The organism is Caballeronia sp. BR00000012568055 (assembly GCF_029439455.1).
GTDB lineage: Bacteria > Pseudomonadota > Gammaproteobacteria > Burkholderiales > Burkholderiaceae > Caballeronia.
Genome location: NZ_JAQFVG010000343.1, coordinates 1 through 12,070, shown reverse-complemented (window position 1 = coordinate 12,070; position 12,070 = coordinate 1). Strand labels below are relative to the sequence as shown.

Sequence of the window (12,070 nt, the reverse complement as noted above, 5' to 3'; positions counted from 1 at the left end):
AGGAACGCGCGTCGCGATCACAAAATGGAAGCGTAATTAGGAGGGTCGTCAAATAGGGTTGGTTCGCAGTCGTTGGGCAATGTTGGCAAGTCGGCCTTAGTTAGTTCCGGCAAAGATAATGCTGGATGCCAATGTCGCCAGTCACAACGCAGGTCCTTAACAATAGGCGCCTTTTATCCTGTGGACACGCTAAGGCCGGCGCGCCGAACCATAATGTCATGTTTCCCCAGAACCGCACGTGCACCCGTAGGACAGCGCTTCGCACTTCCGCTACTTGCTCAGCTCGTACGCACTTCAAAAACGAGTTCGGATCGCCAGCCTCACCTCTACCTGGCGTGTAGTCGAGGAATCACCCAGATTGCCGATATTCGCAACCGCGGGCGCGCCCGTTGACGACTCTCCAGACGCTCGCTGATACGACGCCTCGGCGTAGAAGTCAGTTCGCTTCGACAGAAAGTAGTCCGCAATTGCTGCGACCTGACTGAAGTGCTGATTGCCGACGCTGCCGCCCTTACCGTTGCTCACGGCATCGCCTTTCGTGTACATATAGCCGATGCCCGCGGAAAACGCCGGCGTGAACTGATACTTGAGGCCCGCTTCCGCCGTGTTGAATTTCGCCGTGTTGCCGCCGAGCGCGGCGATGTTGCCATACTGCACGTTCGAATACGCAAGACCGACAAGAGCACTGCCGATCGTGTATGTCGCACCCCCGGTCATCACCTGATACGACGCCGCGCTGGCGTAGCCGCTGTTGAGCACGCCGCTCAGTTGCGACGCGCCATTGGCGTTGTCGGTGAAGAAGCCGGTGCCCGCTGTCGCGCCGGTCGGGTTCTTGAAGTACTCATATGCCGCAGCGACCGCAAACGGACCGTTCGCATACGCGACGCCTGCGTTGTAGCCGCTGCCGCCGGTGACATTGCCGGGCTGACCGCCCAGGCTCCATTCCCCGCCGAAAGTGAGGCCGCGATAGTTCACGCTCGTATAGCGGATCGTGTTGTTCAGCCGCAGCGAGTTGTTGAGATTGTCGAGATCGCCGGGATGCGAAAAGGCCGTGCTGCCGAAATAGCCCATCGTCGAGACAGGCTGCACGTAGTAAAAAATCGAATCGTACTGACGGCCGAGCGTGACCATGCCAAGCGTCTTGTCAGACAGGCCGACGAACGCTTGCCGCCCGAATGCCGTGCCGCCTTGCGCGAATTGTCCATTGTTCAGATTCACGCCGGATTCGAGCGTGAAAAGCGCGGCTAGTCCGCCGCCGAGATCCTCGGTTCCGCGCATGCCCCAGCGGCTTCCGTTGATGCCGTTCGTCGAGTCGAGCGTGTATTGACGTCCTCCCACGTTGTGTCCGTTGACGACGTTCTTGTTGTTGCTCACGAATTGCAGACCCTCATCGATGATGCCGTACAGCGTCACGGCGCTTTGCGCCTGTACGTGAGTCGCGCAGAGCAGGGCCGCCGCGCAGAGTGCGAGTTTCGTTTTCATGCTTGTCTCCGGTCGTATGGTATTGGCGAAAACCGGCCCGGTCTTCGCAATTTGGAAAATATTTCCAAAACTCGGTTTGGCGCATTATAAGTTCGAGACGGTGCGTCGACGCAAGCGGAATTTCAAGCAGCGCGTTGGTGTTGCACTACACGCGAGAACCGCAGAAAAAACGCATGAAAAACGCGGTTGGATGGATTCCTCGTTGACGACCACCCGTTCGCGGAGTAGTCTGAAAAAACTTTCTGGAAAGAATTTCCAAAACACGAAAGATCAGACGGAGACAAGCATATGCAACTGGGTACGGCGCAGCAGGCCGCGCAACTGATCGGCGATGGCGACACGGTTCTCATCACCGGGTCCGGCTCGGGAATGGCGGTACCGGAAGCGCTGCTCGCCGCCATCGAGGCACGCTTCAAGGAGGAGGGCGCGCCACGCAAGATCACGGCAATCCATCCGGTCGGGCTGGGCAATCGCGGCGATGAACTCGGCGCGAGCCATTGCGCGCACGAAGGGCTGCTCAAGCGCGTGGTGTGCGGCACAGTCGTGGATGCGCCGCCCATCGCCAAACTCGCGCTCGCGAATCGCATCGAGGCTTACACGCTGCCGCAGGGCGTGCTGTCGCAACTCATCCGCGAGATTGCGGGCGGGCGGCCAGGCCTGACCACGCACGTCGGACTCAACACCTTCGTCGATCCGCGACATCAGGGCGGCAAACAAAGCACGCTCGCAACCGAAGATCTCGTCGAACTGGTCGAGCGCGATGGCCGCGAGTGGCTGTTCTACAAGTCGTTCAAGGCCGATGTCGCGTTATTGCGCGGCACCACCGCCGACGAGGACGGCAACATCTCGTTGGAGCACGAAGCCATTTTCGGCGAAATGCTCTCGATGGCGCAGGCCGTGCGGCGTTGCGGCGGGGTGGTGATCGTGCAGGTCAAGCGGCTGGCACGGCGCGGCACCCTGCCCGCCAAGACCGTGAAGATTCCCTGCAATCTGGTCGACTTCGTGGTCGTCGAGCCGCAACAGATGCAGACCTATCAGACCTTCTACGACCCGTCCTTCGCGGGCGAAATGAAGACGCCGCTCACCACGTTTCCCGCCTTGCCGCTCGATGAACGCGGCGTGATCGCGCGCCGCGCGGCGCTCGAACTCACGCGCGGCGCAGTCTGCAACATCGGCTCGGGTGTCTGCACCGGAATCGGTCTGGTGGCGGCGCGCGAAGACGTGCTCGATCTCGTGACGCTGACCAACGAACAAGGATTGATCGGCGGCGCACCCGCCAACGGGCTTGATGCAGGCGCAGCGCGCAACTATGCGGCGATCGTCGATCAGCCATACCAGTTTGATTTTTATGATGGCGGCGGCATCGACGTGGCGTTTTTGTCATGCGTCGAAATCGACCGGACCGGCAACGTCAACATCACGCGCTTCGCGGATCGGCTGGTCGGTGTGGGTGGCTTCATCAACATCAGTCAGAACGCCAGAAAAATGGTGTTCGGCGGATCGTTCACGGCGGGCGGTCTGAAGGTCGCGGTCGAGAGCGAGCAACTGAAGATCGTTGAGGAAGGGCGTCACTCCAAGTTCGTCGAGACGCTTCAGCAGATTTCGTTCAGTTCGAAGAACGCGCGCGTGGGCGGGCAAACGGTGTTGTACGTGACCGAGCGCGCGGTGTTCTCGTTGACTCAGGACGGCTTGCGTCTGGTTGAAATCGCACCGGGCATCGACCTTCGAAAAGACGTACTCGCACGCATTCCGTTCGATGTCGAAGTCGCGGCGGACCTCAGGACCATGCCTGCCGAGGTTTTCTCCGATGCATCGCTCGGTCTCAGATCACGACTGGAGAAAGAGCCCATTCCCGTGCATCCGAAAGTGCGTGCGCTGTTGCAGCAAAGTCGCTGAATTGCTCCGCGGTCGATCGGGACCGACACAGATAATCAGGAAGGAGACATACGTGAACCAACCCGTTTCGGCGTCTGGAAGCAGGCGTCGCTGGTATCAGGAAATCAACCGTGCGCAGTGGCTGACGCTGATCGGCGCGTGGTGCCTGTGGGCACTCGACGCGGTGGATTTTCTGCTGATCACCTTCGTGCTGATCGACATTTCGAAGACCTTCGATGTGACGCTGCATACCGCGTCGCTGCTGATTCTCGCGACTTTCGGCGTGCGCTGGCTGGGCGGCATGTTGTTCGGCAACCTGAGCGATCGCATCGGACGCAAGATACCGATGCTGATCGCGCTCGCGTGGTTCACCGCAGGCGCGGCCTTCACGGGGCTGGCGTGGAGTTTCGCGGCGGTATTTGTGTTCCGTCTGCTGCTCGGCTTCGGCATGGCGCCGATCCTCACGCTCGGCTCGACGATGATCGCGGAAGTCTGGCCGGAGAAGTATCGCGCCATCGGCATCGGCATTCTGGATACGGGCTGGGGCTTCGGCAGCGTGCTCGCCGCGACGCTGTACGGGCTGATCTATCCGCACTTCGGCTGGCGGCCGCTGTTCTTCGCGGGCATCGTGCCGGGTTTGCTGGTCGGGCTGTTCATCTGGCGCTTCGTGCCGGAGTCGCCGGTGTGGCTCAAGGCGCGCGCGAAAGGGCTGGTTTCGAAGCAAGGCTCGCCCGCGATGACGCTGTTTCGCGAACATCGTAGTCTGGTCTTCCGCCTGAGTCTCGTGCAGTTTCTGCTGCAGTTCGGTTCGTGGCCGTTGCAGGGTTTGCTGGCGACGTATCTTCGTGAACTGCATATGCCCGCGGCATCGGTGAGTCTGATCACGAGCGCGGGCGCGGTGGGGCAGATCTGCGGCTTCTTCTGCTCGGGCTTTATCGCCGAACGCATCGGCCGCAAGAAAGCCATCGCGCTGATGCTTGCCATCGGCTGCGCCTGCGTGCTCGCGCTCGTCAGTCTCGCGCTGGTTTCGGTGGCGCTCGGCTGCGTGTTCGCGTTCCTGAGCGGCTTCTGGATCGTCGGCGCATCGGGCATCTATCCGACCATCCTTGCCGAGAATTTGCCGTCCAACGTGCGCGCGACCGGTGTCGGGCTGATGTACAACATCGGCGTGATCGGTGGCGGTATCGCGCCATTCATCGTGTTGGCCTCGCTCGATTACTTCAAGGTCGCGCTGCCGCACGGCATGTTCTTCTACACACTGCTGGGCGATGTGGTCGGCGTGACGATCCTCTTTCTCGCGACGCGCGAAACACGCGGCGTTTCCATCGAAGCAGCGGGCACAGAGGACGATGCGCCCGCGAAGCCAACGGAGGGCATGCGCCGTGATGCTTGGTAAAGCCGCACTCGCATTCTGGAATGGCATCCAGCCGGGCGGCGATGCCGAATTCCTCGCGTGGCACGTCTCGGAGCACATTCCCGAACGTGTCGGGTTGCCCGGCTTTCTGCGCGGTCGTCGTTATGTGGCGAACGAAGTGGATGTGACCCGCCCGCGCTACTTCAACTTCTACGAAACCGACACGCTCGACGCGCTCGAATCGCCGGTCTATCGCGACCGGCTCGATCATCCGACGCCGTGGACCACCAAGGTCGTCGCGACCTTCACCGACACGTCGCGCACCATGTGCCGTGTCGCGCACACGCAAGGCATGGGCGAAGGCGCGTGGATGCAGACCATCCGCGTGAGCTTCCCCGCTGAGCGCGATGTCTGCATCGATGCATTGATCGCGCTGCTGACGAATCTGCCGACGCGCACGCCGCTGGTCGGCGCGCACCTGCTCGATGGCGTGCAGCGTGAGACGAAGCCCACCCGCGAACTCGAATTGCGCGGCCGGCCCGATGCGCAGATCGACGGCGTGTTACTGATCGAAGCCGCCGACGAAGCAACCCTTGCGGCACTCGCGCGCGAAGCGCTGTCCGACGAAGCGCTCATGAAAACCGGCGTGCGTGCGCTCTTGCGCGGCACCTATCGGCTGGAATACAGCCTCATTCAACACCAAAGAGATATGGCATGAAACTGTTCCGATTTGGACCGGCGGGCGCGGAGAAGCCCGGCATCGTGGATGCGAAGGGCGTGCATCGTGATTTGTCGAAGGTGATTGGCGATATCGATCCGGCGCGTATTGCAGCGGATCTGACTGGCAAGCTGACGGACGTGGATTTGACGACGCTGCCCGAAGTGCCGAAAGCCACGCGCTTCGGTCCGTGCATCGGCGCGCCCGGGAATTTTCTCGCCATCGGCCTGAACTATGTCCAGCACGCGAAGGAGACTAACGCACCGCTGCCGGCCGAACCGATTCTGTTTGCGAAAGCGCCGAGTTGCATCGTCGGTCCGGATGACGATATCGTATTGCCGCGCGGCTCGACCAAGACGGATTGGGAAGTGGAACTGGCGCTGGTCATCGGCAAGCGCGCGCATTACGTGAGCGAAGCCGAAGCGTTGTCGTATGTGTTCGGCTACTGCGTGTGCAACGATGTATCGGAGCGCGCGTTTCAACTGGAACGCGGCGGCCAGTGGATGAAGGGCAAGTGCGCGCCGTCGTTCGGTCCGCTCGGTCCGTATCTCGTCACCGCCGATGAAATCCCCGATCCGCAGCGCCTGTCGCTTTGGCTTGAAGTCAACGGCGAGCGCGTGCAGAACAGCGACACGTCCGACATGATTTTTCCGATTAGCAAGATCGTTTCGTATCTGAGCGAATTCATGATCCTGCTGCCGGGCGACGTCATCACAACCGGCACGCCGCCCGGCGTCGGGCTCGGCATGAAGCCGGAGCGGTATCTGAAGCACGGGGATTCGGTGCGGCTGTCAGTCGAAGGTCTGGGCGTGCAGACGCAGCGTGTCGCATGAGCGAGATCGATTCGATTCCGGTATCGGGTGCTACCGCACTTTATGCAATCGTCGGCGATCCAGTGGCGCAAGTGCGCTCGCCGCAGGTCATCAACGCGTTGTTCGCGCAGGCGGGCATCGATGCCTTGCTGGTGCCGCTGCATGTGCCGCGTGCGCGTTTCGCCGACACCATGCGTTCGCTGATGTCGATCGAAAACTTGCAGGGCATCGTGCTGACCGTGCCGTTCAAGGTCGATGCAAAGGCGTTGGTCGATCACATGCTGCCGGGCGCGCGCGCAGCAGGCGCGGTCAACGCGATGCGCCGTTCCAAGGAAGGCGCATGGGAAGGCGATATGTTCGACGGCGCGGGTCTGGTGCGCGCGCTGCAGGACCACGGCCACACGCCGGAATCGAAGCGCGTCCTGCTGGTCGGCACCGGCGGCGCGGGCCGCGCGATTGCCATTGCGCTGGCGCAGCACGGCGTGCGCGAACTCGCGTTGAGCGATATCGATCACGCACGTGCGCAGGAAGTCGCGCAAGCCGTGCGCGACATAGCGCCCAATTGCCGCTGCACGATCGCACCCGCCGCTTTCGACGGCCACGATATCGTCATCAACGCGACGCCGCTCGGCATGCGCCCCGACGATCCGCTGCCGCTCGACCTCGCCGGCATGGGTGCATCGCACGTGCTGTTCGATATCGTGCCGAAGCCGGACATCACGCCGCTGATGCGCGAGGCTCAAACGCGCGGCATCGCTACCATTGGCGGCAAGCGCATGATCGAAGGTCAGGCCCGCGCGATCACGGAATTTTTCGGGCATCGGGTGTGACGGTTTCGCGCCCGGTCATTCAACACATCTTCAACAGGTAACCCGTATGAGCGTCGCATTGGAACGTGGCATGGCCATCCTCGAATTGCTTTCGACGGATCGCAATGGCATGCAACTGAGCCGTCTTTCCGAGACGCTCGACATTCCCCACAGCGCCACGCATCGGCTGCTCACGACGCTCATCGAGATGGGCTATGTGTATCAGACGCGCGAGATGGGACAGTACTGTCTGTCGCTCAAGGCGGTGTCGCTCGGCATCCGGTTCGTGTCGAAGAACGATCTCATCGATCTCGCGCGGCCGCTGATGGACGAGCTCGCAAGCGTCTCCGGCGAGTTGTCGCGCCTGGGTCTGATCGACAACGAGCGGCTCGTGTGGGTGTCCAAGTCGCTCGGCACGCGCGCGGGGTTGCGCTACGACCCGGACAGCGGGCTGGAAGCGCCCATCTTCTGCACGGCGTCGGGCATCGTGTGGCTGGGCACCATGCCGGACGACGAAGTCACGCGCCGCGTGACCAAAGCAGGCTTCGCCCATGTCGATGAATACGGCGCGAACGCACCGCGCACGCTCGAAGAAGTGTTCAGGCAAGTGCGGCGCGCACGCAACGCGGGTTGGGCGATGGTGAGCAACAGCTTCGAAGTCAACACCGCCGCAATGGCCGCGCTCATCAAGGGCGAGAAGCAGGAACCGCTCGGCGTGCTGACGATTGCGGGGCCGTCGTTTCGCATGACCAGCAAGCGCATGCAGGAACTTGCACCGTTATTGATGCGCGCGGCTGCATCACTGTCGGAAGTGAACGCACGCGCCTTCGCGATGCCGCCCGCCTCCGCGCTGAGTCGCGCGACTTGAAAAATGGAGACACGAAATGGCTGAAACGGAATCCGCAGTCGAACGCCGTTTGCTCAAACCCGGCCTGTACGGGCTAAACGACATTGAAGTCGGTGATTACTACCTCACCGCAGGCGTGACGGTGACGGAGACGCACGTGGTCAACTTCGCGGGCGTATCGGGCGACCACTACGACATCCACGTCGATGACATGGCCGCGCAGGAAGCGGGCTTTCCGGGCCGCATCGCACACGGCCTGCTCGGCCTGTCGCTCGCGGACGGTCTCAAGACGCGCTGCCCGGTCCTGCTCAAAGGCATTGCCACGCTCGGCTGGAACTGGTCGTTTCGCGCGCCGTTGATGATCGGTGACCGTATCCATGTCGACATCGAAGTGCTCGCCAAACGCCTGACGAAGAAGCGCGAGGATCGCGGCATCGTCACCATGCGGCTCAAGGTGCTCAACCAGCGCGGCGAAACCGTGCAGGAAGGCGAAACGCAAATGATGATGCCGGCTTCCGTCGAATAGAACGCAATCGAACCGAAAGGACACACGCATGCGCGATCTGTCGCAGCATCCGGAGTTTCTGGCAATCAATACCGCGACGCTTAGGCAATGGCCGCTGGAGCGCATCATCGAAGCGTGCGGGCGGCGCGGCATTCGCGCGATTGCGCCGTGGCATGACGATGTGGAGCGAACGGGTCTGGCGCGCACGCGGCAACTGCTGCGCGACTGGGATGTCGCGTTATGCGGGTACTGCCGCGCCGGTCTGTTTCCCGTTTCGAGTGAAGCGGAACGTGCTGCGTTGAGCGAGCACAACCGGCGCGTGCTCGATTTCGCGCGCGAACTTGAGGCGCCTGGCGTCGTGATCGTCGCGGGCGGCTTGCCCTCGTCGAGTCGCGATCTCGCCGGTGCGCGTGCGCAGGTCCGCGACGGCGTCGCGAGCCTGCTCGATTACGCGAAGACGTTGAGCATGCCGCTCGCGATCGAACCGCTGCATCCCATGTACGCGGCCGACCGCGCGTGCATCAATACGCTGGAGCAAGCGCTCGATTTGTGCGACGAACTCGATCCCGCCCGCAGCGGCGCGCTCGGCGTCGCGGTGGATTGCTATCACGTCTGGTGGGACCCGAAACTCGACGCCCAGATTGCCCGCGCGGGACGCGAACGCATTTTCGCGTGCCACCTCTGCGACTGGCTCGTGCCCACACGCGACATGCTCAACGACCGCGGCATGATGGGCGATGGCGTGATCGACATTGCGCGCCTGCGTGGTTCGATCGAAGCAACGGGCTTCGACGGTTACTTGGAAGTAGAGATCTTTTCGAGCGCGGACTGGTGGCAACGCGACGGCAACGAGGTGCTCGATACCTGCATGGCGCGCTATCGGACCGTCGTCTGAATCGTATCAATAAAGGAGACAAGAGATGGAACAATCGGGCCTCGACTTCGTGGAAGTCGGTCAACGCTACACGTTCGGCAAGACCGTGTCGGAAACGGATGTCATGCTGTTTGCCGGCATCACGGGCGACTTCAGTCCGACGCATGTCAACGAGCAATACGCGCGTGAGAAATCGAGTCTTGGCGGACGCATCGCGCACGGCGCGTTGATGGTGGGCTATATGTCCACGGCATCGACGCTCTCCATCGAACATGTGATTCACCGCGACAATCTGAGCGACTTTCCGGTCTCGTCGGGCTACGACAAGCTGCGCTTTCTCAAGCCGGTGAGTCTGGGCGATACCATCACGGTGGTGTACGAAGTGATCGTAGTGGACAAGGAAAAAGGCCGCAGCATCGCGAAGAATGAGGTGTTCAATCAGCGCGGCGAGTTGGTCGCGGTGGGCGAGCACGTGATGCGCTGGGCCAGAAAGCTCAAGACGGCCTGACGTTTCCTCTTTTATCCCAACGACATCATGCAGATCATTTCGGCATCCGAAGCGGCAAAGTTCGTGTGCGACGGCGACACAGTTCTCATCAGCGGTTCGGGTGGCGGCCATGCCGTGCCGGATGCATTGCTCGCCGCGTTAGAAGCACGTTTTCTGGAACAGGGCGCGCCACGCGGCATTACGTCGATGAGTATCGTCGGCGTAGGCGACCGAGCCGCGCTCGGTGCGAGCCATCTCGCGCACAAGGGCCTATTGCGCCGCGCCATCACTAGCGCCCTGGTCGATTCGCCGGCGCTCGTCACGATGGCCGCCGCCGATGAAATCGAGGCGTACACCTTGCCGCAGGGCGTGATGTCGCAACTGATGCGCGAGATGGCGGCGGGGCGTCCGGGGCTGATCACCAAGACCGGGCTGCATACGTTCGTCGATCCGCGTCAGCAAGGCGCGGCAAAGTCCGCGCACGCCGCCCGGCTTCATCGAAGTACTCACGCTCGACGGCGAGCAATATCTGCGTTTCAAGCCGCTGCCGCTGAACGTCACCTTCGTGCGCGGCACCACCGCCGATGAAGACGGCAATGTGACGATGGAAGAAGAAGCCGTGCTCGGCGAGATGCTCGCCATGGCGCAGGCGACGCGGCGCGCGGGCGGCGTGGTGATCGTGCAGGTCAAGCGGCTTGCGCGGCGCGAGACGTTGCCGCCCAAACAAGTGAAGATTCCGGGCATTCTGGTGGACTTCGTGGTGGTCGTGCCGGACCAGCCGCAGACCTACGCCACGCCCTACGACCCGAGCTATGCAGGCGAACTGCGCGTGCCGCTGTCGGAGATTCGTCCGTTGCCGTTCGGGCCGCGCAAGGTGATCGTGCGGCGCGCAGCGCTCGAACTGTATCCCGGCGCGGTGTGCAATCTCGGCGCGGGTGTCTCGACGGGTCTGTCGACCATTGCCGCAGAAGAAGGCTTGCTGGACGATGTGGTGCTCACAAACGAGCAAGGCATCATCGGCGGTGCGCCGCTCACAGGCCGCGACTCCGGCGGCGGGCAAAATTTTGCCGCGATGATCGAGCAGCCATCGCAGTTCGATTTTTACGATGGCGGTGGACTTGATCTCGCATTTCTGTCATTCGCCGAAGTCGATGCGCACGGCAACGTGAACATCAGCCGCTTTGGCGACAAGATCATCGGCGTGGGCGGCTTCATCAACATCAGTCAGAATGCGAAGTGCGTGGTGTTCAGCGGCACGCTGACCGCCGGCGGACTCGATGTCACCTGGGAAGACGGACAAACCGTCATTCGCAGTGAGGGGAAGCACCGAAAGTTTGTCGAATCGATCGAGCAAGTCTGCTATAGCGCGGCGTTTGCGCGCGAGCGTGGACAAGAGGCGCTATACATCACGGAGAGAGCGGTATTTCGCCTCGTCGATGATGGTCTGGAGTTGATCGAGGTCGCGCCCGGCGTGGATGTCGAACGCGACGTGGCAAGCCAGATGGCGTTTCGTCCCCGGATTGCAGCAAATCTGAAACTCATGGCCCCAAGCCTCTTCCAGGCAGGACCCCTTGGCATCCGGGACGACATCATGGCGCGTGGTCGGCAATTTCGATCGGCACGGGTTGCGCAATGGTATGCCGAACGTTCATCACCGCGATGACGGGCCCGCGCATGTCATCCCTTGCTGACGCGCTGCCGGGTCTTCCTTTCAATTCAACTCTAGAAGGAGCCGAATGATGGGGCTTCGATGGGGCATCCTCGGCGCAGCAAGCATCGCTGATTCAGCGATCATCCCGGCCATTATGGCCAACCCTGCCAGTACAGTCGTGTCGATCGCCAGTCGCGACCTCGATCGCGCATCGGCGCTGGCCAGGAAGCATGGCGTCGGTCGAGCCGAAAGCTATTCGCGCATGCTGGGCAGCGGTGACCTCGATGCCGTCTACATTCCGCTTCCGGTGGCCAGCCATGTCGAATGGATAGAAAAGGCATTGGCTGCTGGCAAGCATGTTCTGTGCGAAAAGCCGATCGCGATGAACGCCGACGATATCCGCCAGTTGATCAAGCTTCGAGATCGTTTCGGACTGGTATGCGCGGAGGCGATGATGATCGTTCATAGTCCGCAATGGCAGGCGGCAATGGACCTCATCTTGAGAAAAGCCATTGGGGTGCTCAAGCGGGTGGACGGCTGCTTCTCGTATTACCTGGATGACCCTTCTTCGATTCGGAACCAAGGTTCCTTGGGAGGCGGAGCACTTCGCGATATTGGCGTGTACCCGGTTGCGGCAACCCGGATCGTGACCAGAT

The 12,070-nt window shown here is 61.8% G+C and carries 13 protein-coding genes; 12 read left to right on the top strand and 1 reads right to left on the bottom strand.

What is annotated here, in order from left to right; translation table 11 throughout:
- Positions 1–294: 294 nt before the first annotated feature.
- Positions 295–1,482, bottom strand: coding sequence for a porin (locus tag P7F28_RS29715; RefSeq protein ID WP_277188578.1), 1,188 nt, complete (start codon positions 1,480–1,482; stop codon positions 295–297).
- Positions 1,483–1,770: 288 nt separating this feature from the next.
- Here P7F28_RS29715 and P7F28_RS29710 point away from each other — a divergent pair, with 288 nt between their 5' ends.
- The 12 genes from P7F28_RS29710 to P7F28_RS29660 all read left to right on the top strand — a co-directional run.
- Positions 1,771–3,378, top strand: a complete 1,608-nt coding sequence (locus P7F28_RS29710; RefSeq protein ID WP_277188576.1) for an acyl CoA:acetate/3-ketoacid CoA transferase — start codon at positions 1,771–1,773, stop codon at positions 3,376–3,378.
- A gap of 52 nt (positions 3,379–3,430) precedes the next feature.
- Positions 3,431–4,753 carry an MFS transporter gene (locus P7F28_RS29705; protein WP_277188574.1) on the top strand — a complete coding sequence of 441 codons (1,323 nt, stop codon included), beginning with the start codon at positions 3,431–3,433 and terminating at the stop codon, positions 4,751–4,753.
- Positions 4,740–5,429 (top strand): DUF4286 family protein, encoded by a 690-nt coding sequence (locus P7F28_RS29700; RefSeq protein WP_277188572.1) that lies wholly within the window; start codon positions 4,740–4,742, stop codon positions 5,427–5,429. The genes P7F28_RS29705 and P7F28_RS29700 overlap by 14 nt, the downstream gene beginning before the upstream one ends.
- On the top strand, positions 5,426–6,262 hold the full coding sequence (locus P7F28_RS29695; protein ID WP_277188571.1) for a fumarylacetoacetate hydrolase family protein: 837 nt from the start codon (positions 5,426–5,428) through the stop codon (positions 6,260–6,262). Before P7F28_RS29700 ends, P7F28_RS29695 begins: the two co-directional genes overlap by 4 nt.
- Complete coding sequence (locus P7F28_RS29690) at positions 6,259–7,071, top strand: shikimate dehydrogenase (RefSeq protein WP_277188570.1); 813 nt, start codon at positions 6,259–6,261, stop codon at positions 7,069–7,071. Before P7F28_RS29695 ends, P7F28_RS29690 begins: the two co-directional genes overlap by 4 nt.
- Before the next feature lie 46 nt (positions 7,072–7,117).
- Positions 7,118–7,918 (top strand): IclR family transcriptional regulator, encoded by an 801-nt coding sequence (locus P7F28_RS29685; RefSeq protein WP_277188568.1) that lies wholly within the window; start codon positions 7,118–7,120, stop codon positions 7,916–7,918.
- A 16-nt stretch (positions 7,919–7,934) separates the two neighbouring features.
- A complete protein-coding gene (locus P7F28_RS29680; protein ID WP_277188566.1) occupies positions 7,935–8,423 on the top strand; it encodes a MaoC/PaaZ C-terminal domain-containing protein in 489 nt (162 codons plus the stop codon).
- Between the two features lie 28 nt (positions 8,424–8,451).
- A complete protein-coding gene (locus tag P7F28_RS29675; RefSeq protein WP_277188564.1) occupies positions 8,452–9,297 on the top strand; it encodes a sugar phosphate isomerase/epimerase in 846 nt (281 codons plus the stop codon).
- A 25-nt stretch (positions 9,298–9,322) separates the two neighbouring features.
- Positions 9,323–9,784, top strand: a complete 462-nt coding sequence (locus P7F28_RS29670) for a MaoC/PaaZ C-terminal domain-containing protein (RefSeq protein ID WP_277188561.1) — start codon at positions 9,323–9,325, stop codon at positions 9,782–9,784.
- Between the two features lie 27 nt (positions 9,785–9,811).
- Entirely contained in the window at positions 9,812–10,351 is a 540-nt protein-coding gene (locus P7F28_RS33775) for a CoA-transferase (protein WP_306806063.1), read from the top strand.
- Positions 10,260–11,426 carry a CoA-transferase gene (locus tag P7F28_RS29665; RefSeq protein WP_368860384.1) on the top strand — a complete coding sequence of 389 codons (1,167 nt, stop codon included), beginning with the start codon at positions 10,260–10,262 and terminating at the stop codon, positions 11,424–11,426. Before P7F28_RS33775 ends, P7F28_RS29665 begins: the two co-directional genes overlap by 92 nt.
- A gap of 73 nt (positions 11,427–11,499) precedes the next feature.
- The coding region (locus P7F28_RS29660; RefSeq protein ID WP_277188559.1) for a Gfo/Idh/MocA family protein at positions 11,500–12,070 on the top strand (571 nt) is incomplete at its 3' end.

What these genes read in the sequence shown, in the direction of transcription:
- P7F28_RS29685 (WP_277188568.1), top strand. Translation starts at nt 7,118, where the DNA reads ATGAGCGTCGCATTGGAACGTGGCATGGCCATCCTCGAATTGCTTTCG.
- P7F28_RS29710 (WP_277188576.1), top strand. Translation starts at nt 1,771, where the DNA reads ATGCAACTGGGTACGGCGCAGCAGGCCGCGCAACTGATCGGCGATGGC.
- P7F28_RS29695 (WP_277188571.1), top strand. Translation starts at nt 5,426, where the DNA reads ATGAAACTGTTCCGATTTGGACCGGCGGGCGCGGAGAAGCCCGGCATC.
- P7F28_RS33775 (WP_306806063.1), top strand. Translation starts at nt 9,812, where the DNA reads ATGCAGATCATTTCGGCATCCGAAGCGGCAAAGTTCGTGTGCGACGGC.
- P7F28_RS29680 (WP_277188566.1), top strand. Translation starts at nt 7,935, where the DNA reads ATGGCTGAAACGGAATCCGCAGTCGAACGCCGTTTGCTCAAACCCGGC.
- P7F28_RS29670 (WP_277188561.1), top strand. Translation starts at nt 9,323, where the DNA reads ATGGAACAATCGGGCCTCGACTTCGTGGAAGTCGGTCAACGCTACACG.
- P7F28_RS29715 (WP_277188578.1), bottom strand. Translation starts at nt 1,482, where the DNA reads ATGAAAACGAAACTCGCACTCTGCGCGGCGGCCCTGCTCTGCGCGACT.
- P7F28_RS29675 (WP_277188564.1), top strand. Translation starts at nt 8,452, where the DNA reads ATGCGCGATCTGTCGCAGCATCCGGAGTTTCTGGCAATCAATACCGCG.
- P7F28_RS29690 (WP_277188570.1), top strand. Translation starts at nt 6,259, where the DNA reads ATGAGCGAGATCGATTCGATTCCGGTATCGGGTGCTACCGCACTTTAT.